Annotated in this window: 24 protein-coding genes; 18 read left to right on the forward strand and 6 right to left on the reverse strand. The window is 55.9% G+C overall.

What is annotated here, in order from left to right; genetic code table 11:
- Window positions 1-240: 240 nt before the first annotated feature.
- From AC2IBB_RS32785 to AC2IBB_RS32805, 5 genes are all read left to right on the forward strand, one after another.
- Window positions 241-1,221, forward strand: a complete 981-nt coding sequence (locus tag AC2IBB_RS32785; protein ID WP_486330814.1) for a TRAP transporter substrate-binding protein — start codon at window positions 241-243, stop codon at window positions 1,219-1,221.
- 103 nt (window positions 1,222-1,324) lie between these two features.
- On the forward strand, window positions 1,325-1,885 hold the full coding sequence (locus AC2IBB_RS32790) for a TRAP transporter small permease (RefSeq protein WP_486330815.1): 561 nt from the start codon (window positions 1,325-1,327) through the stop codon (window positions 1,883-1,885).
- Entirely contained in the window at window positions 1,882-3,285 is a 1,404-nt protein-coding gene (locus AC2IBB_RS32795) for a TRAP transporter large permease (protein ID WP_486330816.1), read from the forward strand. Before AC2IBB_RS32790 ends, AC2IBB_RS32795 begins: the two co-directional genes overlap by 4 nt.
- 216 nt (window positions 3,286-3,501) lie before the next feature.
- A complete protein-coding gene (locus AC2IBB_RS32800) occupies window positions 3,502-4,251 on the forward strand; it encodes a substrate-binding periplasmic protein (RefSeq protein WP_486330817.1) in 750 nt (249 codons plus the stop codon).
- Between the two features lie 291 nt (window positions 4,252-4,542).
- Window positions 4,543-5,025 carry an FKBP-type peptidyl-prolyl cis-trans isomerase gene (locus AC2IBB_RS32805; RefSeq protein ID WP_486330818.1) on the forward strand — a complete coding sequence of 161 codons (483 nt, stop codon included), beginning with the start codon at window positions 4,543-4,545 and terminating at the stop codon, window positions 5,023-5,025.
- Window positions 5,026-5,088: 63 nt separating this feature from the next.
- Here the strand turns inward: AC2IBB_RS32805 and AC2IBB_RS32810 are convergent, their stop codons facing one another.
- The 3 genes from AC2IBB_RS32810 to bufA2 all read right to left on the reverse strand — a co-directional run bounded on the left by AC2IBB_RS32810 (window position 5,089) and on the right by bufA2 (window position 7,111).
- Window positions 5,089-5,871, reverse strand: coding sequence for an HvfC/BufC family peptide modification chaperone (locus tag AC2IBB_RS32810; RefSeq protein WP_486330819.1), 783 nt, complete (start codon window positions 5,869-5,871; stop codon window positions 5,089-5,091).
- A complete protein-coding gene (bufB, locus tag AC2IBB_RS32815; protein WP_486330820.1) occupies window positions 5,864-6,727 on the reverse strand; it encodes an MNIO family bufferin maturase in 864 nt (287 codons plus the stop codon). Before bufB ends, AC2IBB_RS32810 begins: the two co-directional genes overlap by 8 nt.
- A 123-nt stretch (window positions 6,728-6,850) precedes the next feature.
- A complete protein-coding gene (gene bufA2, locus AC2IBB_RS32820; protein WP_486330821.1) occupies window positions 6,851-7,111 on the reverse strand; it encodes a BufA2 family periplasmic bufferin-type metallophore in 261 nt (86 codons plus the stop codon).
- Window positions 7,112-7,301: 190 nt separating this feature from the next.
- On the opposite strand from bufA2, the gene AC2IBB_RS32825 reads away from it, so the two are divergent.
- The 11 genes from AC2IBB_RS32825 (at window position 7,302) to AC2IBB_RS32875 (ending at window position 17,055) form a co-directional block, all read left to right on the forward strand.
- Window positions 7,302-7,982: a thermostable hemolysin gene (locus AC2IBB_RS32825; protein WP_486330822.1), complete on the forward strand. Its 681-nt coding sequence runs from the start codon at window positions 7,302-7,304 to the stop codon at window positions 7,980-7,982.
- Window positions 7,975-9,474, forward strand: coding sequence for an AMP-binding protein (locus tag AC2IBB_RS32830; protein ID WP_486330823.1), 1,500 nt, complete (start codon window positions 7,975-7,977; stop codon window positions 9,472-9,474). Before AC2IBB_RS32825 ends, AC2IBB_RS32830 begins: the two co-directional genes overlap by 8 nt.
- Window positions 9,471-10,163 (forward strand): iron-containing redox enzyme family protein, encoded by a 693-nt coding sequence (locus tag AC2IBB_RS32835; RefSeq protein ID WP_486330824.1) that lies wholly within the window; start codon window positions 9,471-9,473, stop codon window positions 10,161-10,163. Before AC2IBB_RS32830 ends, AC2IBB_RS32835 begins: the two co-directional genes overlap by 4 nt.
- On the forward strand, window positions 10,153-10,953 hold the full coding sequence (locus AC2IBB_RS32840; RefSeq protein WP_486330825.1) for an SDR family oxidoreductase: 801 nt from the start codon (window positions 10,153-10,155) through the stop codon (window positions 10,951-10,953). The genes AC2IBB_RS32835 and AC2IBB_RS32840 overlap by 11 nt, the downstream gene beginning before the upstream one ends.
- 49 nt (window positions 10,954-11,002) lie before the next feature.
- A complete protein-coding gene (locus AC2IBB_RS32845; protein WP_486330826.1) occupies window positions 11,003-11,647 on the forward strand; it encodes a tetratricopeptide repeat protein in 645 nt (214 codons plus the stop codon).
- A 22-nt stretch (window positions 11,648-11,669) separates the two neighbouring features.
- On the forward strand, window positions 11,670-12,329 hold the full coding sequence (locus tag AC2IBB_RS32850; RefSeq protein ID WP_486330827.1) for a response regulator: 660 nt from the start codon (window positions 11,670-11,672) through the stop codon (window positions 12,327-12,329).
- Entirely contained in the window at window positions 12,329-13,717 is a 1,389-nt protein-coding gene (locus AC2IBB_RS32855; protein WP_486330828.1) for an ATP-binding protein, read from the forward strand. The genes AC2IBB_RS32850 and AC2IBB_RS32855 overlap by 1 nt, the downstream gene beginning before the upstream one ends.
- Window positions 13,718-13,827: 110 nt before the next feature.
- Window positions 13,828-14,760: an MBL fold metallo-hydrolase gene (locus AC2IBB_RS32860; RefSeq protein ID WP_486330829.1), complete on the forward strand. Its 933-nt coding sequence runs from the start codon at window positions 13,828-13,830 to the stop codon at window positions 14,758-14,760.
- A gap of 38 nt (window positions 14,761-14,798) precedes the next feature.
- Window positions 14,799-15,635, forward strand: a complete 837-nt coding sequence (locus AC2IBB_RS32865) for a LysR family transcriptional regulator (protein ID WP_486330830.1) — start codon at window positions 14,799-14,801, stop codon at window positions 15,633-15,635.
- Window positions 15,636-15,739: 104 nt separating this feature from the next.
- The gene (locus AC2IBB_RS32870; RefSeq protein ID WP_486330831.1) at window positions 15,740-16,393 is read left to right on the forward strand and encodes a sigma-70 family RNA polymerase sigma factor; all 654 of its coding nucleotides are present in this window, start codon (window positions 15,740-15,742) and stop codon (window positions 16,391-16,393) included.
- Window positions 16,390-17,055: a ChrR family anti-sigma-E factor gene (locus tag AC2IBB_RS32875; protein ID WP_486330832.1), complete on the forward strand. Its 666-nt coding sequence runs from the start codon at window positions 16,390-16,392 to the stop codon at window positions 17,053-17,055. The genes AC2IBB_RS32870 and AC2IBB_RS32875 overlap by 4 nt, the downstream gene beginning before the upstream one ends.
- A gap of 22 nt (window positions 17,056-17,077) precedes the next feature.
- Here AC2IBB_RS32875 and AC2IBB_RS32880 read toward each other — a convergent pair whose 3' ends face one another.
- From AC2IBB_RS32880 to AC2IBB_RS32890, 3 genes are all read right to left on the reverse strand, one after another.
- Entirely contained in the window at window positions 17,078-18,622 is a 1,545-nt protein-coding gene (locus tag AC2IBB_RS32880) for an amidase (RefSeq protein WP_486330833.1), read from the reverse strand.
- Entirely contained in the window at window positions 18,619-20,121 is a 1,503-nt protein-coding gene (locus tag AC2IBB_RS32885; protein ID WP_486330834.1) for an AMP-binding protein, read from the reverse strand. Before AC2IBB_RS32885 ends, AC2IBB_RS32880 begins: the two co-directional genes overlap by 4 nt.
- 345 nt (window positions 20,122-20,466) lie before the next feature.
- The gene (locus tag AC2IBB_RS32890) at window positions 20,467-21,381 is read right to left on the reverse strand and encodes a LysR family transcriptional regulator (protein WP_486330835.1); all 915 of its coding nucleotides are present in this window, start codon (window positions 21,379-21,381) and stop codon (window positions 20,467-20,469) included.
- A 206-nt stretch (window positions 21,382-21,587) separates the two neighbouring features.
- On the opposite strand from AC2IBB_RS32890, the gene AC2IBB_RS32895 reads away from it, so the two are divergent.
- Both AC2IBB_RS32895 and AC2IBB_RS32900 read left to right on the forward strand, forming a co-directional pair.
- Entirely contained in the window at window positions 21,588-21,950 is a 363-nt protein-coding gene (locus AC2IBB_RS32895; protein WP_083769846.1) for a helix-turn-helix transcriptional regulator, read from the forward strand.
- A gap of 519 nt (window positions 21,951-22,469) precedes the next feature.
- Window positions 22,470-23,771 (forward strand): NAD(P)/FAD-dependent oxidoreductase, encoded by a 1,302-nt coding sequence (locus tag AC2IBB_RS32900; protein WP_486330836.1) that lies wholly within the window; start codon window positions 22,470-22,472, stop codon window positions 23,769-23,771.
- Window positions 23,772-23,787 lie beyond the last annotated feature (16 nt).

Here is a 23,787-nt window from a genome sequence, read left to right on the forward strand (position 1 = left end):
GCCAAACAACACTGCTCCGCATTTCGACCTGAGAAAAATATGCGGATTCCCGCCCACTCCCTGCTGCTGAAATGGGTGGATATCCACCCATCTGAAAATTTCTCTTTTTCTTCTAAGACCGATAACACACTGTTATTACTAAAAATTCACGTTTAAACGCAAATTGGCCCAGAGGTTGCTGTTATGTAATCGACTATGGCTTTCGCCTAATCCCAACAAAAACAACATGCGAGGTATAACATGCGTTTCAAAAAACTCCTGACCGCCCTTGTTGGCGCCACCCTTTCTTTCTCCGTTTTCGCCGCTCCCATCCAGATCAAGTTTTCCCACGTTGTGGCGGAAAACACCCCCAAAGGACAAATGGCGATTAAATTCAAACAGCTGGTGGAAGAACGCCTGCCCGGCAAAGTTGAAGTGAAAGTATTCCCCAACTCCCAGCTGTTCGGCGACGACAACGTACTGGAAGCCATGCTGCTGGGCGATGTACAGCTGGCCGCGCCTTCCCTGTCCAAGTTCGAGAACTACACAAAAAAACTGCAAGTGTTCGACCTGCCTTTCCTGTTCCAGGATATGGCGGCGGTGGAGCGCTTCCAGAACGGTCCCGCCGGCCAGGAACTGCTGTCCGCACTGGAGCGTAAAGGTCTGGTGGGCCTGGGTTACCTGCATAACGGTATGAAACAACTGTCCGCCAACAGCCCTGTTCGCCTCCCAGCGGACATCGCCGGAAAGAAATTCCGCATCCAGACTTCCGACGTACTGGCGGCGCAATTCGAAGCGGTTAAAGCAGTCCCTGTGAAAAAGCCGTTCTCTGAGGTGTTCACACTGTTGCAGACTAACGCTATCGATGGTCAGGAAAACACCTGGTCTAATATCTACTCCAAAAAGTTCTATGAAGTTCAGGACCACATCACTGAATCCAACCACGGTCTGCTCGACTACCTGGTGGTGACCTCCAAAGAATTCTGGATGGACCTGCCGGATGACATGCGCGACGCCATCAAGAAGAGCCTGGATGAGTCCATCGCCTACGGCAACAGCATCGCCGCCGAGAAGGACAGCAGCGACAAAGAAGAAATCATCGCTTCCCGCCGCACCAAGGTGACCTCCCTGACTCCGGAAGAGCGCAAGCAGTGGGTTGACGCCATGAAGCCCGTCTGGAAAAAGTTCGAGAAGGAAATCGGCGCGGATCTGATCAAAGCCGCTGAAGCCTCCAATCAATAGCCCTTTCCGGGCATAGGAGCAGCCTTCAGGTTGCTCCTATAGTTTTGTTGCCCAAGTTGTAGAACTGTTTTAAGCCGCACAATAACCAGAATTAGGTCCCATCATGTTTGGTCGAATCGTCCATCGCTTTGAAGAAAGCGTTCTGTGTCTGTTGTTGGTATCCATGACCCTGCTGGTGTTCTCGGAAACCATGCTTCGTTTCTTTTTCAACACCGGCCTGCTGTGGGCGGAAGAGGCCACCCTGTATCTGGGAGCCTGGATGGTGTTGTTCGGCGCATCTTACGGCGTCAGGGTTAACGCCCATATTGGCGTAGACGCTTTCGTGAAACTTTTACCCAAAGGACCCCGTCGCGCCGTCGCCGCATTAGCTGTCGTGATGTGTCTGGTCTACTGCGGGTTGTTCCTGTATGGCGGTTGGATCTACCTCGCCAAGATGTACAAGATCGGCATCGAGCTCAGCGACATTCCTGTGCCGCGCTGGGTCGCGCAAAGCATCCTGCTTATTGGTTTCGTTCTGTTGGCCATTCGCTTCCTGCAATTGCTGTGGGGGATCATCGCCGGTAAGTCCAACGGCTTCGAATTCGTAGATGAGGCCAAAGAAAGTATGCATCTCGCCGATGAGACGGCGGGAGCTTCCACATCAGCGCAAGGTAATCGCCCATGACCGCTACCGTACTTTTTATTCTGCTGTTCACGTGCATGCTGATGGGTATGCCGATTGCCGTCGCCTTGGGTTTATCCAGTATTGTCACGATTTTGTTCTTCGCCCCGGACACTTCACTGGCGTCCATTGCATTGAAGATGTTTGAGGCGACTTCCAGCCACTATACGCTGCTGGCGATTCCGTTCTTTATTTTATCTTCAGCGTTTCTTTCCACCGGTGGCGTGGCGCGTCGACTGATTGATTTCGCCGTCAGCAGCGTCGGCCATATTCGCGGCGGCCTGGGCATGGCGTCCGTTATGGCCTGTATGTTGTTCGCGGCCGTTTCAGGCTCCTCTCCCGCCACTGTGGCGGCGATCGGCTCCATCGTCATCGCCGGCATGGTGCGGGCGGGATATCCGCAAAGCTTCGGAGCCGGTCTTATCGCCAACGCCGGCACGCTGGGCATCCTCATTCCACCTTCTATCGTCATGCTGGTATACGCCGCTGCGACGGAAGTTTCCGCTGCGCGCATGTTTATGGCGGGCCTGATTCCCGGCCTGATGATGGGCGGCATTCTGATGATCGCCATCTATATCGCCGCACGCATCAAGAAACTGCCTTCTCAGCCCTTCCCTGGCGTCAAGACACTCGTCAAAACCGGTGTCATTGCAATGGGTGGCATCATGCTGATCGTTATCGTACTGGGCTCCATTTACGGCGGCGTCGCCAGCCCGACGGAAGCAGCAGCGGTGGCCGCGGTGTACGCTTACCTGATCGCCGTAATCGGTTACCGCGATATAGGTCCATTGAAAAATGTCGCCTGGCGTAACCAGGGTGAAGCGATTCCAAGCGCTGTGATTCGCAACTCTCTGCAGTGCGTACTGGCGCTGCCCAAGTCCGTAACTGACCAGGAAGTGCGTCATGTGGTGCTGGACGCCGCAAAGGTCAGCCTGATGCTGCTGTTCATCATCGCCAACGCCATGCTGTTCGCCCATGTTCTGACATCCGAAGGCATTCCTCAGGCCATCGCTGCGACCATCGTGGAGTGGGGCTTACCGGCATGGGGCTTCCTGATCGTAGTGAATATTCTGCTGTTGCTGGCGGGCAACTTCATGGAGCCTTCCGCCATTCTGCTGATCATGGCGCCGATTCTGTTCCCCATCGCCACGCAGCTGGGCATCGACCCGATACACCTTGGCATTATTATGGTGGTGAACATGGAAATTGGCATGCTAACGCCGCCAGTCGGTCTAAACTTATTTGTGACGGCGGGCATCACCAATCGCTCTATGGGCTGGGTCATTCGCGCCGCCCTGCCCTGGCTGGGCCTCCTCCTGGGCTTCCTGATCCTGATTACGTATGTGCCGCAGATATCTCTGTTCCTGCCGGAATATATCGACAAGCTACAGGGATACAATTAAACGACGCATAAATAACGGAGGCGTTTAAACAACGTAACGAGATTCGCAAACGTCCGCATACTCTCGCGGATATTCAGGGGTAGGACCCACTACCCCTTTTTTTGCTGACTGATGAGACAGAAAAACATAACAAAAAATCATATAAAACAAGGAAATACAACCATCGGGAATAACATGAAATAATAACAAGCAATATTCACATACCCGGAGGCAATAATGAAAATCCTAACTGCGGCCCTAACCGCACTGTGCATGGGAGCAACGACGCTGGCTTCCGCCGAAGACAAGCTGATCTTCAACACACAGGATTTCAGACCTTTCACTTATCTGGAAAAAGGCGATGTCGCCGGCCCTGGCACTGAGCTGGTCAAACTCATCTGCAAATCATCCGAGATTCAATGCGAGTTCAATTTACTGGACTGGACGGTTGCGCAGCAGCAGGCCAAGGAAAAACAGGTCGATGGTCTCTACGTCATAGGTTGGAACGAACAGCGCAGCGAATGGCTGCATTATTCCCTGCCCATCCTGAAAACCAGTTACGGTTTTTTTGTTAACGAAAGCGACACCCGGCAGTACTCCACCCTGTACAACTTTTCCGAGCATCAGGTCGGCGTCTTCGGCCCCTCCAATACCTCCAAAACCCTGGAGACCATTGGCGCCGCCATGCCCACTATGAAAATCGTTCTGGCGAAAGACGACTTACTGTCCTTCCGTATGTTGAGTGACAAGAAAGTGGACTCGGTATACTCCAACCGCGATGTCGGTTTTGAGATTTTACGCCAGTTGGACCTCAAGAATATTCGCTTCGCCTGGAACCACAAATCGATCAACTATTACGTTGGCTTCGTGAAGGGGCATACATCGCGTAAAGTGATCAACAAATTCAACAAGACTCTGCGCCAGTTATATAAAGACGGCGAGGCGCAGAAAGTTCTGGATAAATATCAGTTGGAGTCGTCCATGTAAGTGAGCGGCGCTGGTTAAAACAGCTCAACGCCCACCGCAATCCAACCTCTGCGGATTGTCCGGCGACCCTTGAGAACTGGGCATAACCTCACTAGACTGGCGGGTACGGCAGGCGGTCCCTTTTTGAGGATGGGATCGCTCCAACTTAACTCTTAATATCGTTCCCTTGTTTTAACGCCCTGCGCTTTTAACCCCGGTCCGATTGAGTTTTACGATAACGAGGCGGCAATAAACGAGGGAACGCCCACAGCGGCGCGCTCAACCACCTCATCAAACCTTAAAGGTGCTTTTATGTCTGATATCAAACCCCGGGTTGTGAGCATTCACTACACACTGACTAACGACGATGGCGAAGTGATCGACAGCTCCGCCGGCGGTGAGCCGTTGGCCTATCTGGAGGGCGCGCAAAACATCATCCCTGGACTGGAAAACGCTCTGCGTGAATTGTCCGCTGGCGACAAACAGAAAGTATCCGTAGATCCCGCCGACGCCTATGGCGAATACTCCGCGGAGCTGGTTCAGGTCGTTCCTTTGGAAGCCTTCGAAGGCGTCGAAAAAGTTGAGCCAGGCATGCAGTTCCATGCACAGACTGCAGGCGGCGCGCGCGTCATCGTGGTCATGGAAGTGTCCGACGACACCGCCACCATCGACGCCAACCACCCTCTGGCTGGCCAAACGCTGCACTTTGACGTAGAAGTCGTTGAAATGCGCGAGCCTACTGAAGAAGAGTTATCTCACGGCCACGTTCACGGAGCCGGCGGACACCAGCACTAAGCGGTGATCTGCAACTAAGAAAGGCGACTTCGGTCGCCTTTCTTGATTCTAAGCCAGCCAGGTTCAAACGCCTTGCGACAGTCCCCGTAACAATCCCGCCTGCGTCCAGCTTTGCAGCAACTGCGCCGCTCTTTGCGCCGCCGCCTCGCCATGCCACTCCCACAGCAGTTCACACAACTCAGCGAAATTAGCGCCTTCATTTATCGCCGTCATGGCCGCCGCTTCATCCGTCGTCAAAGAGCGAAACAGGGTCACCCATTCCGCACGCCACAACAACCAGGTTTCTTCCTGTTCCAGGACGTAAGGCGCAGGCGGAGCTTGCTCCTCTTTTAAGGCTTTCCAGATGGGCGCTGTATTATAACGATGCTGGTGCAAGGTCAACGCAGGGATCAATTCAAACTGTAAGGTTGGCCAGGCCTCCGCCGGAACGGTCTGAAATACCGCCATATCAAGAGGCTGCGCATCTCCTGCGTCGAACATTAGCCGCAGTAAACGCTCCCACTCAGCCAATTCCGCCAGGACGCCGTGGCGACTGTAAGGTTCAGCGGCGGCCAAGTATTCAGGCAGAGGTTCACCGTACCAGCGCACCGAAGTATTCGTAGAGGGGTGCAAAACAATAAAGTCGCGGCTCATCTGCTTGAAAGCGTCATCGCCCAATAACCCTCGCACAGCGGGATAATCTTCCGATAACACGCCAGTCAGCCGCGTAAAGTAAGCGTTTCTATAAATCTCAATACGTTGCGCCGCGCTTAATGCGCCTGCGCTCAGCGCAGAGTCGACCACGCCTCCATCTCCCGCACTAATGGCCGTCAGAAAGTCGTGTTGCAAACGGGATAAATCAGCCATAGATCGCCTCGTCCCGCGCAGCGTCCAGTCGTGGGAATTCTGCTTCCGCAATGCTGCGTAATGTCGCGAGCTCGCTCATCAGTTCTGAAAATTCCGGCATATTGTCATCTCGCTCGATCATCGCCGACACTTTGCCGAAGCGACGCACCGCCTGTCGATATAATTCCCATACCGGATCCGCCACCGGCGCGTCATGGGTATCGACGATGTAGTCGCCGTAATCTGAATGACCAGCGACATGAAACTGAACCACCCGGTCTTTTGGAATCCCGTTCATATAAGTCAGCGCGTCAAACTGATGATTGCGCGCACTCACGTATATGTTATTGATGTCCAGCAGCAACCAGCAGTCCGCTTCTTCAGCGACGGCGGCGACAAACTCCCACTCCGTCATGTCGGACTCACTGAAATTCACATAGCTGGACAAGTTTTCCAAGACGATGCGACGCCCTAAAAAAGATTGCACCTGCTTTATCCGCTCCGCCACATGACGCACGCTGTCGGCGTTATAAGGCAAGGGTAGCAAATCATGGGAATTATGGGCGCTGAGACCGGTCCAACATAGATGGTCGGACACCCACAGCGGGTTCACCCGCTCAATTAAAGTTTTCAGGCGAGTTAAATAACCCATATCCAACGCGGCGGTCGAGCCAATGGACAGAGACACGCCATGCATCGCCAGAGGATAAATTTCTCGAATGCGGTCAAGAAAATACAGCGGCTTGCCACCCTCAACCATGTAGTTCTCGCTGATGATCTCAAACCAGTCCACCTGCGGTCTGGTTTCCAGAATATGGGTGTAGTAATCGGGTCTGAGCCCTAAACCAAAACCGGAAAAAGCGGGACGGGTATTCATAGAGATTCAATGCATAACGATGTAATAGGAGATTAACAGAAGATAGTAGACCGTTTTCTTGAAAAGGCGCGTCCGGCGTCGCCGCCGGACCAGCGCATATCAAGGGTCAACAGGCGCCCGCGATTACTTAACTGTGCCGCCTTTCGCTTTGCACTCGTCCGCCGTCATGCTCAGGAAACCTTGGCCCTGACAGCTAGCCATGCCTTTGCAATCGTTGTTAGCGGTTTTACAGTCATTGTGACCGGCGCAGCTGTTAACGCCCCAGCAATGAACCTGCGCTTCCGCGGCGACTGCAGTCGTGGAAGTCAGCGCGGCAGTACCGAAAAATCCAGCAGCAGCGATAGCCAGAGCAGCGCCAGTCAGTTTCTTTTGTGATGGGTTCATAACAGTATCCTTAAGCAGAAAAATAGTGATTGAGAATTTTTCGTCGTCCCAGTATTGCGACAACGATTGATTTGACCGGGCGCTTTTTGAAAAGTTCACGGGGTCTCTACTCAAAGAAAAATATTTTTCACTTAAGGGTTCCTTAAGCTCGCCAACTTAATCTGCATACAGACATCCACGAGGAGGCTATATGCAGCAACCGGACACACTTCCCGCCCCTGAGGCGACAACGGCTATCGACAACCGTTATATCCATGTCGGACCGGGACATCGTTCGCGCGCCGTCGCCGAATCATTCATCCGTCAACGTTTCAATCAGGAATACGGCGCCAACATCCGTTACTTCATGGAAAATTTCGTTCTTTGCTACGAGCGGGACAGACTGATCTCCGTCCTGGGCTATCAAAGCGCCCAGTTCCAGCCGCTGTTTCTGGAGCAATATCTGGATGCGCCGATCGAACAGGTTCTGGCCCGGATTCAGGGCGCTCCCTGTTCACGCAGCGGGATTATCGAAGTGGGCAATCTGGCCTCCACCACTCAAGGAACGCTGCGCCGCCTGATTCTGGTGCTGAGCCGCTATTTTTCCGAACGCCCATATCAGTGGCTGACCCTGACCATTATTCCGGAGATGTTGAACAGCTTCCGACGCCTGGATGTACCCATGATCGAACTCGCTAAAGCGAATCCTGAAGCCTTGAGCCAGGACGCCGCCGATTGGGGCAGCTACTACGACAAATCCCCAACCGTAATGGCCATTTCGATTCCACAAGGCATCCAGCATCTGATCAGCAAACCGGTGATGGCGAAAGTTCTGGAACGCTGTCCCCAACCCAAACACGAAGACTCACGCACGGAGAGCTTACATGACTGAAAACGCACTATTACACCGCCTGCGCGAATACGCGCAGACCACGCCCACCCACATTGCGCTGGAGAGTGAACAAGGGACGCTGACTTATGAAACGCTTTGGCGAATCATCGAGCGCCTGTCCAGCAAAATTCACACTATGGGCGTTCGCCGTCTGGCTTTGGAGGCGGACAACGGACCCGCCTGGATATGCGCCGATCTGGCTTGTTTACATGCTGGCGTCACACTGATACCCGTGCCTCTGTTTTTCTCCGCAACCCAGCGGGAGCACTTACTCAACGACGCCGCCATTGAAACGGTGATCATACAGTCCGCACAGTCGCCAACTGCGGATGCAGTGGTCCTGGATGCGGATCTGGGCCTGTATGCGATAGCGGCCCGCACACCATCGCACGCGAAGGAATCCATCGAAAACATCATCAAGGTCACTTACACCTCCGGCTCCACCGGTCAGCCCAAAGGCGCGCGTTTAAGCGCCGCCGCACTGGAGTCCGTGATGCTGAGTCTGGCGGAAGCCGTTGAAATCAATGAACCCATCGGTCACTTGTGCACATTGCCTTTGGCCACTTTGCTGGAAAACATCGCGGGAGCCTATGTCGCTCTGTATAAAGGCGGCAGAGTTATCGTCCCCGGGCTCGCCAGTTTGGGACTGAGCGGCTCCAGCGGCCTGGATCTGACGCAGTGGGCGCAGACGCTGCAACGCTGGAACCCGCAAACGCTGATCCTTACGCCAGAGTTGCTGAAGGCCCTGTTATTTCTCATCGCAGCCGGACAGCTGCGCCTGGAAAGACTGCAATTCGTCGCCGTCGGCGGCGCCAGAGTATCGCCCGTTCTGCTCACCCAGGCGACGCAACTGGGCGTTCCTGTGTATGAAGGTTACGGTTTATCCGAGTGCGCGTCCGTGGTCAGCCTCAACCGCCCGTCGGCGTCACGTCCCGGCAGCGTTGGCAAGCCCTTGTCTCATGTCAGTCTGTCCTTCGCCGACGACGGCGAAATCATCGTCGCCGGCGCCGCCTATTGCGGCTACCTGGGAGAGCCGCTACAGACCTCGGAGGCGGTTCACACCGGTGATATCGGAAGGCTGGACGAAGACGGCTTCCTTTACCTCGAAGGCAGAAAGAAGAACCTGATCGTCACCGCATTTGGCCGCAATCTGTCGCCGGAATGGGTGGAGAGCGAACTATTATCCGCGCCCTGTATCGCCCAGACCGCTTTATTCGGCGATGGCGAACCTTTCAATGTCGCCGTGGCCACGCCCGCCAGACCCGACATTAGTCATGACCTGCTGATGCAGGCGGTGGCGCAGATTAACCAGCGTCTGCCGGATTACGCCCAGGTGCGCAATCTCATTATCAGCGACGCGCCCTTCAGCGCCGCCAATGGTCAACTGACCGCCAACGGCCGGGTGCGCAGAAGCGCCATCGCCGCCCGGTACAAGGACCGTCTCAACGACTTATTTCAATCTTCCCAGCCTTTCACCAGGAGCATGCCATGAGCTTTTACCAACGTTTGCAGGCGGAAACCCAACAGGAACGCAACCGTCTGCTATCCAGCCCGATTATCCAGGATGCGCTGCGCGGCGAAATTACCCTGAAGCAGTATGTCGCGTTTCTGACACAGGCCTACCACCACGTTAAACACACTGTGCCTTTGTTGATGAGTTGCGGTGGACGCCTGCCGGAGCACTACGAATGGCTGCGGGAAGCGGTGGCGGAATACATTGAGGAAGAATGCGGCCATCAAGAGTGGATACTGAACGACATCGCCGTTTGCGGCGGCGACAAGGAAGAGGTGCGACGCAGTCGTCCACATCTGACCACGGAACTGATGGTGGCGTACGCCTACGACACCGTCATGCGAGTCAATCCACTGGGCTTCTTCGGCATGGTGCATGTGCTGGAAGGAACCAGCGTCACGACCGCCACGCAGGCTGGCGAAATCATTCAGAAAACGCTGGGACTGCCTAATCCGGCGTTCAGCTACCTGTTCTCCCACGGCACTCTGGATCAGGACCATATCTGCTTTTTCGAAGACCTGATGAACAAAATCGAAGGCCACGAAGACCAGCAGGCCATCATCCACGCCAGCAAGGTCTTCTATGAACTGTACGGCGCCATGTTCCGAGCCCTGCCTCAAAACCATGAGCGTGAAGCGCTTAATCAGGAGAGCCATCATGCAGCTTAAAGATAAAACCATTCTGCTCACCGGAGCCACCGGCGGCATTGGCGAAGCTTTAGCTTTGCGGCTCGCCAGACAGGGCGCGGCGCTGGTCATCACAGGTAGAAACGCAGATAAACTGCAAAAGCTGCAGGCGCGCATTCAGCGCGACGGCGGACGCTGCCGCAGCGTCGTGGCGGATATCAGCCAAGAGGCCGGAATCTCTATAGTCGCTCAAGAGGCGGCGCGGGAGCCCAAGGTGAATATGCTCATCAACAACGCTGGCGTCAGCGATTTCAATGAGCTTGAAGACCAACGTCCGGAACGCCTCCGCACCCTGATGGAAGCCAACGTCACCGGCCCCATGCTGCTGACCCAACGCCTGCTGCCGCTGTTGCGCATTCAGCAGGGCATGATCGTCAATATCGGCTCTACGTTCGGCTCCATCGGCTATCCCGGTTTCGCCGCCTATTGCGCCAGCAAATTCGCCATGCGCGGCTTTAGCGAAGCCCTGCAGCGGGAGCTGGCGGACTCGCCAGTACAGGTGCTCTACATGGCGCCTCGCGCCACCCGCACCGCCATCAACAGCACCGCCGTCGAGTCCATGAATGCTGAACTGGGTAATCGCATGGACGAACCAGACTGGGTGGCGGAGCAAATCTGCGCCGCCATTATTCGACGCTCTCCTCGGGTGTATCTGGGCTGGCCGGAAAAGCTGTTCGTGCGTCTCAACGCCATATTTCCGTCCCTGGTGGCGGCATCCATCAGCAAGCAGCTTCCCATAATTCGCAAATATCTGGCGCGCCAAAACGCCTGACTCGCCAGATCGCAACTCAATAACATCTGAGGACCTGAGAAGAATATTCATGTCATATACACTTATCGCCCGCACGCTGGTCATCGCCGGAGCCATGTCCCTGGGAGCAGCCTCAGCGCAGGCGGAAGAGGTCGCGGGCTACGTCAAAGAGCTTTATCACGGCTGGGCGCACGTGCGTTATGAAGTCGACGCCAAAGAACAGGAGAAAGGTTACCAGGTCTTGAAAGGTCAGGCGGATCAGGCGGTGGAGACGCACCCGGAAGACGCCAACGCCTGGATCTGGAAAGGCGTGATAACCAGCACCTACGCCGGCGCCAAAGGGGGGCTCACCGCCCTTTCCCTGGTGCAAGAAGCCCGATCCTGTTTTGAAAGAGCCATGTCTATCGACGCCAGCGCTTTAAGCGGTTCCGCCTATACCAGTCTGGGCGCGCTGTACTATCAAGCGCCAGGCTGGCCGCTCAGCTTCGGCGACGACAAGGAAGCCGGCGAACTCTTACGCAAAGGCCTGGAAATCAATCCGGATGGTATTGACGCCAACTTCTTCTACGGAGACTATCTGCGAGAGCAAGGCGACCTCAAACAAGCTAAGCTATATCTTGAAAAAGCCCTGCAGGCGACGCCACGTCCTGATCGCCAAGTCGCCGACGCAGGTCGTCGCGGCGAAATACAGGCGTTACTGAAGAAAATGAAATAACCACGGAGCATGATGTAGCGCAATGCGCATTTTATTGGTGGAGGATGACGAGTTACTGGCCGACGGCATCCAAACCAGTTTGACCCAACAGGCCAATACCGTCGACTGGGTGGCCTCTGGCGAGGCCGCTCTTCATGCTCTGAAGCTGGAGAAATTCAATCTCGTCATTCTGGATCTGGGGCTGCCCGATATCGACGGCCTCACGGTATTGAAGCGCCTGCGCGACCGCGGCGATGAGATTCCCGTGTTAATTCTCAGCGCTCGCGATCAGGTGCAGGATCGAGTCAAAGGTCTCGACGCCGGGGCGGATGATTATCTCCTGAAGCCTTTCGACGTGAGCGAGCTGAAAGCGCGTCTGCGCGCTCTGAGCCGACGCGGTTCCGGCAACGCGCACCCGGAAATTCAGCTCGCTAACATTCGCATTCTGCCCTCTTCCTACCAAGTTTATAAAAACGATGAGGAAGTGCGCCTGTCGCGCAGGGAGTATGCGCTCCTGTACGAGCTCGCCACCCATCGCGGCAGGGTGCTGTCCAAAGACCAATTGGAAGAGCTTGTCTATGGCTGGTCCGACGATGTCTCCAGCAACACTATGGAAGTCCATATTCACAACCTGCGCAAAAAGCTTAACGCCGACCTGATTAAAACCGTTCGCGGCATGGGTTACATGATCGAGAAGGAATAATGCGCTCCATTAAACGTTTTCTGCTGATTTCACTGATTTCCATTATCTGTCTGGGCGGTCTGTTCACCGCCGTGGCCAATTACCATGATTCCCAGGAACAGGTGGAGGAGTTGTTCGACGCCGAACTGGCGCAAATGGCCCGCATGCTGCAGAGCCTGCTGGCCAGCCAGATGAAGCGAACCAACCTGGATCAACTGCAAAACGCGCTGGTTTACGAGGACTATGCCCTCAACGAAAGTGATGAGGAAGACTTGAGCGAGGGCGAAGAATATACCCCGCTGGGCCACAAATATGAGAAAAAGCTGGCGTTTCAAGTCTGGAGTGAAAGCGGCAAGCTGCTGATTCAGACCAAGGCCGCGTCACAAGGCTTCACCCGCCATCAGGCCGGTTTCAACTCCGACCAGGTCGATGGCGAGTTGTGGCGCACCTTTACTTTATTCGATGAGAACCTGCGCATCTGGATTCAGGTAGCGCAGCAGGAAGACGTACGCAGTGAATTGACGGGAGAAATCGCCGAGCATGTGATATGGCCGTCGCTGCTGCTGATCCCCATTATTCTGCTGGGCGTCAGTTGGGCGGTGACGCACGCCTTGAGACCACTTTCCACCATTTCCAGAGAACTGAAACAGCGGGATTACGCCAACCTGCAAATCCTGGACAACACCAACTTACCCTCTGAGCTTTCGATTCTGGTTGACGCCATCAATGACCTGTTCCAGCGTCTACAAGCCACCTCCGATCGCGAACGACAATTCACCGCCGACGCCGCTCATGAGCTGCGCACTCCTCTCGCCGGAGTGAAAGTGCATCTGCAGAACGCTCAGGAGATAGCGCGCTCCGAACCGGTGTCCGACTGTCTGCGCAAAGCCCTGCTCGGCCTGGACCGTCTGATTCATATGGTGGAGCAGCTGTTGCAGCTCAGCCGACTTGATCACGAACGCGCCCTCAGCGACGCCCAGCCGGTGCAGATGGACATGCTGTGTCAGGATATCCTGCGGGAATCGCAACCTTTGATAGAAGAGAAAAATATCCGCACAGAATTCAATACGGACGGCTGCGCGCCGATTCAGGGCAATCCCGCCGCACTCAGTATCTTACTGCGCAACCTGGTGGACAACGCTTTGCGTTATTCACCCAAAGACTCCCAGATCACCCTGCAAGTGAAGGATAAAACCCTGGTGATTGAAGATCAGGGTCCCGGTATTCCTCCTGAGCAACGGCAGCAGGCGATGGAGCGCTTTCACCGCGGCAAGCAGCAGAATGAGATCGGCAGCGGGCTTGGCCTCTCCATCTGCCAACGTATTGCGGATCTGCATCGGGCGCGCATCTCTTTGGACGACCGACAGGACCAGCAGCCTGGGCTGCGGGTACAGATTTCCTTCCCCTGACGAGCCTCTTTATCCATATATTTTTTATTTATTTAACATAAATACTCTATATTTTAACTATATAAACGTCTGTCATATTCTGCAGGAACACCCACCCAAAGGAATAAGACATGACGTTCTGGAGTCCTCTCTCACGCAAAGTTATCGTCAGCCGGCTACACGCGGTTGGCGCAGCTATGGTGTTACAACTTTTAATTGCGTCACTTGGGCGCGCCGAGGAAATTGCCTTTTCCTATATCGAAACCGGAGCCTCCAGCGGAGCCCAGGAAGCCATGGTAGTGGCCAGCGGCAGCTGGTTCACCCGACGCCAGTTATCCCATGGCGCAGTGCTGATCCGTCATCCAGACGGCGATTTGCTTTATGACACCGGACTGGGACGTCAGGTGGACGCGCAGTTCGAAATAAACCCTTGGTGGGCGCGCTCGTTGTTCGCTTATGAAAAAGGCGTTCCAGTCGTTGATCAGTTGGCGGCGAACGGCTACGAGGCCACGCGTCTGAAGGCGATCGTGCTGTCTCACCTGCACTGGGATCACGCCAGCGGCGTAGTGGATTTCCCTGGCGTTCCCATCTGGGTGCAGCAAAAGGAGTACTATGCGGCCCTGCAAGGCAAGCCGCCGGCCTTTCTGCATTCACAACTGGAGGGCCCAAATACCGACTTGCGTTTCCTGACACTGGAGGACATTGAGTTCAAAGGCTTCAAACGCAGTCTGGATGTTTACGGCGACGGCTCTGTCGTCCTGGTGGAGATTCCCGGTCATACCCGCGGTCAATTGGGACTGTATTTGACCCTGAGTCCACAAACGCGGTACTTCTTCATCGGTGACGCCACCTGGACTCTGAAAGGAGTTATGGATAAGAGTCCGCGTCCAGGATTCGTGCGCTGGATGGCGAATCTAAACGATGACGACACCCTGGCGGAGCGTATGGTGACTCAGCTACACGCCTTGCAGGAGCGGGAACCGGATCTGACCATTGTGCCGGCCCATGATGAGTTGATCGCCGCCGGCCTGCCCCATTACCCTGAGTTCTCTTCGCAACAGTAAAGAGATCAATGGCTTAACTTTCTAACAACGGAGCCAGTATGGATTTGAGAGCCTTGCGCTACTATGTCGCCGCTGTGGAAACCGGCAGCATCACTGCGGCGGCGGAACGATGTCATGTGGCGCAACCGTCCATTTCCCTCGCCGTCAGTAAACTGGAAAGCGAATTGGATACTGTGTTGCTGGAACGAGGCAAGAAGGGCGTACGCACCACTCGCGCCGGACGCGAATTGCATCACATGGCCCGGCGTTTATTGGCGCAAAGCGACGCCCTGGTGAAGCATTTCCAGCAGAGCGCCCCGTTGCCGCCGCTGCGCATCGGTCTGGATCTGGTGGTCAGCCTGGAGCGCGTCAAAGCACTGCTGGCGCGCCTGGCGCCGCTGCAATCCCGGATGCAATTAGAACTGTTGCGCGGTGATGAGAGCACGGATATTCGCATCGTCAGCCGCGACCGCTGCCCGCAAAACTACCATTTCAGTCCCCTCTGGCGGGATGAGTATTGTCTCTTGCTAGCCTCTGATCATCCGTTGTCCCTGCGAGACCAGCTTGGCGTCAACGACCTGAACGGCATTGGATTGGTGGAGCGCTCCTTCTGCGATTTGTCCGGACAATGGCGGGCCTTCGCGGAGCAGCATCAACTGGACTTCGCCATCACCGCCCGCACCGACAATGAAGAATGGGCCCTGGCGCTGGTCGCCGCCGGCGTCGGCGCCTGTCTGGCGCCGCAGGGGCTCGACGCCCTTACCCCAGATGGGATCATTGCTATCCCTCTGTCGCAGATTGAGGGGTTCCCGGAGATCAAACGGGAGCTGGGACTCGCCTGGTCCCCTCTGCTTCGTGCTGAGATAAAAGAAGCGCTGCTTCCTTTATTTGATTGATATTCGACGGATACTTGATCAACACTCGACTGAACTGATCCAAAACTCCACTAGCAGCGTAATTAGAACATTATTTGCCCGGTTTATTTTGGAGCTGCTACGCTATGCAGGTAAGTAACAACGTCATAGTGCTACCGATTAATCGAAAGATGGACCCTAACCAACAGGACCAGGACGCAGGCGGAGACTCCGCCTCCGCCAAAGATGTCCTGACGCCCTTGATAGAAGCGGTAGCCGCGCAGCGGGACCGGGACGCGTTCCGTCAACTGTTCCAGGCCTTCGCCCCCAAAGTGAAGGCATACGCCATCAAGCAGGGCATGCTGGAACACGCAGAGGAACTCGTGCAGGAAGTCATGGTCAACGTGTGGCGGCGCGCCGCCCAGTTCGACCGCGAAAAGGCCGCGGCTTCTACGTGGCTGTTCGCCATCGCCCGTAATGCGCGCATCGACCTGCTGCGCAAACTGGGACGCTCCAGCCAGGAAACCCAGGTGGAAACAGACTACCTGTGGAGCCTGCCGGGACCCGACGAGCCCAGCGGCGCGTTCCAGCAGGCGGTTATCGTACGCAACATCCGCCAGTCTCTGGGCGACCTTCCACAGGAGCAACGAGACGTCATCGCCAAAGTCTATCTGGAGGATAAGTCTCATCAACGGGTAGCGGAAGAGCTCAGCCTGCCGCTGGGCACCGTAAAAAGCAGAGTTCGTCTGGCTCTGCAGAAACTGAAGGTGATTTTGCAGGAACGGGAAAAAGCAGTATGAGCCAACATCACCCCAGTGATGACATTCTGATGGAGTACGCCGCGGGTTCCGCATCGCCGCATCTGGCCCTGTGCGTAGCCGTTCACCTGCAGTACTGCCCCCTCTGCCGAGCCAGCGTCCAGCGTCTCAACGCGCTGGGTGGAGAAATGCTGCAGCAACTGCCGCAGGAAGACGTTAGCGAAGCGTTATTCGAACGCATCATGCTGCGAATTGAACTGGAGGAAAGCGCGCCAGTCACACCGCAAAAGCCAGTGGAAGACCTGTTACAACGCTGGCTACCCGACGGTTTGAGCGCCGTCAGCTGGCGCAAGCAGTGGTTCAAAGTGTACGAGTACGCGCTGGAGGTCTCACGCAAGGGACGACAGCGCCTCAGCCTGCAAAAGATCTCTGCGGGCGGCCGCGCGCCGCTGCACGCGCACTACGGCCAGGAAGTGACCGTAGTGCTGCAAGGAGGCTTTTCCGACGAGTTGGGCGTTTATGAAGAAGGAGACTTCGTCATTCGCAGCGGGGATCAACGTCACCGTCCTCGCGCCCTGGAAAATGAAGACTGTATCTGTCTCGCCTATCTCGATGCGCCGGTTTGTCTGGCCGGCCCTGTCGGACGCTGGATTGAACGCTTCAGACGACTGTTTATGCCAGATCTCGACGCGCCCGCCAGCTGAGTCTTACCCTGGCGGCAAGGCCTCACCCTTCCGCCGCCAGGGGAGTTCCCAGGTCATAGCCCACCGCGTTGCGCCACGCCAGATGCGCCGAAGACGCCAACGACTCAGGTTCTGACAGAGGCGGTCGCCGCTGAAACCAGGGCAGCGCCCGCTCCATCTGCGCCGCCAGACTGAACAGGCGACGCTCCTGCCCAATGCCTGCAGCAAACTGAACGCCTATCGGCAAATCATCTTGATTCCACCACACCGGCAACATCATGGCTGGCTGCCCTCCCATGTTGAACAGAGGCGAGAAAGGCGACAGCGAAAAACTCTTAGCGCGAATATTCTGCGCCAGCAGGTTCAATAACGGCGTCATCGGAATACTGCGAGCCAGCTCCAGCAATAGTTTCTCCTGCTGGGACGGAGCCAATTCGCCAAGACGGGTTGGCGGACCAGCCATCGCCGGGGTGAGTAATACGTCAAACTGATGGAACATAGCTTCCAGCCTCCGTCCCGCCTGGTTCATCACCTGGGTCGCCCAGGCGAATTCCGCCGCCGTCTTGCTTAAACCCAAATTGAACAACAGGTGCGTCGCCAACTCCAGATCGCCTCGACGTGGACGACCGCTGGGACTGACCTGTCGCACCATCTGCGCGGTTTCTCCCGCGACGATAGTAAGATAGGCCTGGGTCAGCTCTTCCTCATCCAGACTTAGCGTATGCGGGATCACCTCGTGCCCCAGGTCCTCGCAAATCATGGCGGCGCGGTCCAGCGCCAGCAGACTGTCATTATTCAGCGTGGCGCTGAAGAAAGGTTTTTCGCAAATAGCGATGCGCAATGGCCGGCGAGGTCCTGTCAGCGCCCGGCGATAGCACTGCTCTGAGTTCTCCAGTCCGGCGCTCACGCTCAACAACATAGCGCTGTCGCGTACGCTACGTGAGATCACATGGTCCACCGCCATGCCTTGCAACCGCCGTCCCCAAACGCCTCGCTCCGGCTCCTGTCCTCTGGATGGTTTAAAACCAAACAAGCCGCAGGACACCGCGGGCGCCCGCAGAGAGCCGCCAATATCCACCGCATGCGCCACCGGCGTCATACCGACCGCCACCGCCGCCGCTGCGCCGCCACTGGACCCTCCCGGCGAACGACTCAAATCCCAGGGATTACGGGAAGCGCCAAATAATTGCGGCTCCGTCGTCACCGCCAGCCCCAGCTCCGCCGTGTTGGTCTTACCGGCGATCACAAGTCCCGCTCGCCGATAGCGCTGCACCAGTTCACAGTCGTGAAACACCGGACGCGAACAAAACAGACGCGAGCCTGCGGAGGTCGGCGTCTTACGCACCTCCGCATTCAGGTCTTGCAGCAAGAACGGCGCACCGTACAGAGGTTGTTGCGGGTCCAATTGGTCAAGCTGGACTCTGGCTTGATCATATAGCTTGTTAATCACTGCATTCACCAACGGATTACGGGATTCAATGCGGGCGATCGCCGCTTCCAGCAGTTCCTCAGGACTTATGTCTCCAGCACGCGCCAGCTCCGCCAGTCCGATGGCGTCATAGCTTTCATATTCAGGAAACGGGATCAAGACAGCGCCTCCCCTGTCTCGCTGTCCTCTTTCGGCGAGGTCATGCGCTTGGTGGCGTCCAGAAGCTCATATACCGCATCAATATCTTCCTGGTAGGTTTGCTGAATTGCTTCGCGATTTTTACGACCTGACGAATGCAGCATCCCGTTGGCTACATTAAACGGTTGCGTTGCGCCGACCACCGCCTTGATCTGCGCGAACTCCGGCAAGCGACGGTTTACTCTCTCCACGACAGCGGTAAGCTCATCCGCATCACCCGATACGACAACCGCCACCAGATAGAACTTTCCCGCGCCGAACACCGCCGCCTGCCGGATTTGTGGGTCTCCAGTCAGCTCCGCTTCGATCCAGTCTGGAGAAATTCTGCGCCCCTCAGCGGTCACCAGCACATCTTTTTTGCGCCCGCGTATAAATAAATATCCTTCGTTGTCCATATATCCCAGGTCTCCGCTGTTCCATTGTGCATTGGGGCGACGCGGCTCGCCGCCCAGATAGCCGAGGCACAACGCCCCGCCCACCACGACTTCTCCTTCTTCGTTGATGCGCACTCGCGAGTGCGGCAAAGGCTTTCCCACAGAGCCTGGCTTATATGCGTTGGGCGTATTCAGACACACCATTGAGCCAGCTTCGTTCAGACAATATCCCGCATACACCGGCGCGCCCTGTCTTCGCGCCGTATTGATCAAACGTCTGGAAGCCGGAGCGCCGATCAGCGTCATATGGCGCATGGCGTCCAGCGTCAGAGAACGGGATTGCATGTAACTGAGCAGGGGCTTTAACAATTCGGGGGTGATCAGCATGGTGGTGGCGCGATAGTCCACCAGACTGCGATAGAGTTCAGCGGGATTAAAGGTCGCAGCCCCCAGCCCGCACTGTTCGGCGGGAAGCATGATGGTCGCGGCGCCTGACGCCAGCGCGGCTCCGGTTCCAGCCACCAGCTCCGCCAACGAAGTCAGCGGGAGTAAACAGAAGTGGCGATCTTCCGCCGTCATCTTGATATTGAGAGACACCGAGGCCGTCACCGCATCCAACGTCTGACGGTTAAGGCAGACGCCACGGAGTTTGTCTTCGTCATCCACATGGAAAGCAATGCGATCCACCAATTCCATCGCATCGCTGTATAGTCCAGTCAACGCCAATTGATGGCCGCCGACCGATAGCAGCTGGCTTTCCGGCCATAGCTTACGCATGCGCACAGTGGTGGAGCCATAGCAAATAACCGCTTCCAGGCCGGCTTGGCGAATCGCGCGCCGCAGTTGTTCATCACCTAGCATCGGCGGTAATAAGGCGCACATCGCGCCAGCGCGAGAGGCGGCAAGATCGGCGACTATCCAGGCGACATCATTGTCGCCCAATATGCCCACCCGGCGAATTGAATAGCTTTGCAGACGAATGACAAGCGCATCCGCCTCCTGACGAAGTCTGGCGAAGCTTATACGCTCGCGGGCGGTCATCAGGGCGTCGCCCTGAGTCGTGTCTAAAAACTGAGGGGTACTCATGAGTCGCGCCCCTCCACGGTTGCGTCACTCCCGGCGCTTTTAGGCGACGAGGCGAATGACAGCAATACCCGCAAGAGAGCGCTCGTGTAAGCTCTTTCAGCGTCCATAACATCTTCCTTTACTTACGTTTCCCTGGAATATGGTCCCGGACGCGGTCATGACCATAGATGCGCGACAACTGCCTGTTGCGCGCCGCCCTGCCGCTTATGCCCTCCCCTGATCAGGGGCGGCGGGCCGGTGTGCACAGCAAAACTTAGCAGCAGGCCCAGCTGGTCAGTATCCGCGAATAATACGGTTATCAGGGAAGATGCTTATATTTTCCCCGACATTACCGGCATATTTCTCTCAAATAGCAGCGACTGGCTCCGTCAGGCCAGCTCTTTGCGGCGCCCGGGTAAGACTTTCCCACAAAAAGCGCACGGCGGGGCCATGAGGCTTCTCCAGCTTGCGCAACACATAAAGATCCACTTTTTCAGTGGCGTCACAGGGGATATGGGGCACCGGCAGCAGCGCCCCCTGGGCCAGCTCCTCTTTGATTTCATGCAAAGGCAATCGACCCCAACCCAGACCGGCGAGAATCATGCGTTTTTTCAGATTATGGTCGTTGACCGCCCACTTTCCGCCGTTATCCACCAGCAGATAGCGTTCGTCGAGGCGCTTGATGGCGCTGTCCTCCACCACTATCTGGGTGCTTCGGCATAGATCTGGTTCGCCATTGTCGCAACGCAGCAGGTTGGCGAGATAATCCGGCGTCGCCACCACCTTCAATACAATCTGGCTGAATGGAGACGCTTCCAAAGAAGCGTGCACCCTCTCTTGGTAAGTAATGGCGATATCCGCATGGTTTTCCTGCAGGCGCTGCATGGCGCCTTCCAGGGTTTCAATGTAAAAGTCCACCTGAGTATTGGCGTAGCGCGTCGCGCACTCACGCAATGACGGCAGCACTTTCTCCAACGGACAAATATGATTAACGGCGACACGGATGACTGGCTCGTATCCCATGGCTAATTCACGGGTGTAAGAGTCAAGATCGGAGAATTTCAGCAGAAGTTCGTTCACTTTGCCGGAGAACGCTTCCCCTTTTTCGGTCAGTTTGGGACGGTATCGATCACGCTGGAACAATTGGAAACCAATCTCCTCCTCCAGCGCGCGTATGGTTTTGCTTATCGCGGATTGGCTGCGGTAGAATTTTTTGGCCGCCGCCCTGAACCCGCCTTCGCTCACCACGGCGGCGAATATGCGTAGCTGTTCCCTAGTCATGTAAAATTTCCCTTTAATACAACATGATTACTTTACGGCAACACAAAATGAAAATTAATCATTATTTTTTAATCAGTTAGCATCATAAGATAACTATAGAGCACTCGCTGGGCGCAGATAGGGAATGATTCCCGATCAAGGACGGCGCCAAAAAGGGACATGTTAAACAGTAATGGATGTAAGGATAGGACGTAAAAGTGCTTACCATGGTTACAAAAGGAAATGACCTCCCCACTGTGTACCGCGGCGCGCCCGCGGAAGACGATCTGCTGCCGTCGCTTGCGCGGCTGAGCGGCGTTCCAATTTCCATCCGAGAAGCGCAGACCATCGGTCTCTGGCTATGCGGTTTGTCCGCGAAAGAAAGCAGCCAGGTGCTGGGTTTGTCGCCACGAACGGTGGAGACTTACCGGGAAAACATCAAGAACAAGTTTTCCATCACCAACAAAATCAAGTTCTTTGATTTGCTGATACGCAACAAACTGCACATACCGCTCGTGTTGATGGGAGGCAGTTACATCACCGAGTATCAGTCAAACCACCAGGATCAGCCGTTGCAGGCTACCGGATAACCCCACCGGTACGCCCCGCCAAGGGACAGAATAAAAATAAACTCCCGTCAGGACGCCCCTCCGATGTCCGTATCCTTTACGGATGCAGGGGGGCGCTTTTCTCCCTAGACTGCCGCACTCGAGGGAAAACGCAGCGTTAAGGCGTCCTGATCAAGGCGGCGGATCGATTTCGCCGGCGCATTCAGGGCGACAGGCTCCAAAAGAGTCGCTCTCGGTTGCAACGCTGATTCAACGCAAGCCGGCCGCCAATGGACGTCTCAGCATGATTCCTGAAGGTGATGGACCGACCCTGATTCACCGACGCCGAGACGTACGTTTTACAGGCCTGCTTTTTGGAGGGCGCGCCCGCTTGATCCAGGCGGACAGGATGCCCTCCCTTTTTTGGCTATACAGGGCGGAAACCCAGAACGCACTTCATCGACACTCCACTCTATGCAAGTCATCGGTTTTTCTTAAATGTAGCCGGGATTTCCTGTGCGTTTCCCCTTATAATCCCTAGCTATTTCGGGGAGTTGTTTTATGAGCACACCTAAGATAGTTGTCGTCGGAGGCGGCGCAGGGGGGCTGGAACTGGTCACCCGCCTGGGCAACGCGCTAGGCAAGAAAAAGCGCGCGGAAGTCCACCTTGTGGATTGCAATCCCACCCACTTATGGAAGCCGTTATTACATGAGGTCGCCACGGGCTCCATGGATTCCGGCATTGACGAAATCAGTTACCGTTCCCACGCCTTCTACCACGGCTTTACTTTTCATCTCGGCAAAATGCACAGCCTGGATCGCCAGGCGCGCACGATAAGCCTGGCGCCCATGCACGATGCGCGCGGCGATGAAATCAGCCCAGAGAGAACCCTCGCTTACGACTATCTGGTGCTGGCTCTGGGCAGTCAGACCAATGACTTCGGCACGCCGGGCGCCGCCGAATACTGCGCCTTCCTGGACAGCCGCAAACAGGCGGACCTGTTTCACAAGAACCTCATCAATACTTATCTGCGCCTCAGCAACCAAGCCTCTGAAGGTAAACCCGTGGTGCTGAACATCGGCATCGTCGGAGCCGGCGCCACGGGCGTGGAACTCGCCGCGGAGCTGCATAACACCACCGCATTACTCAGCGCTTATGGCTTGAAGCTGGCGCCGGAGAACCTGAAGGTGACCATTATCGAAGCCGGCCCCAGGGTCCTGCCCGCTTTGCCAACGCGAATCTCCAACGCGGTGGTTGAAGAGCTGGGCAAGCTGAACATCGAAATCAAAACCGACACCAAAGTCACCAAGGTCACAGACAAAGGTTTCGAGACCGGCGACGGCGACTTTATTACCGCCGACATGCGCGTCTGGGCGGCGGGCGTGAAGGCGCCGGATTTCCTGCAAGGCATCGACGGCCTGGAAACCACTCGCAACAATCAGGTCGAGGTGCTGCCCAGCCTGCAGGCCACTAAGGACGACCGCATTTTCGCTATCGGCGACTGCGCCAGCTGTCCTCAACCGAATGGCTCCAAAGTGCCGCCGCGAGCGCAGTCCGCTCACCAAATGGCCAGCCATGTCTATACCAACCTGCGCCATCTGTTGGCCAATAAACCACTGAAGTCTTATATCTATAAAGATCACGGTTCACTGGTGTCTCTGAGTCGCTACTCCACTGTCGGCAACTTGATGGGGAACCTGACGGGCAAATCTATGATGATAGAGGGCCGCATCGCCCGCTTCGTCTATATTTCCCTTTATCGCCTGCACCAGATCGCCTTGCACGGTTACATCAAAACCGCGCTGATCATGTTTTCCGCGCGCATCAATAAGATCATTCGTCCACGCCTCAAACTGCATTGAGACGCAAACGAAAACC

The sequence above is a fragment of the Hahella sp. NS-SX17 genome (genome assembly GCF_057367735.1).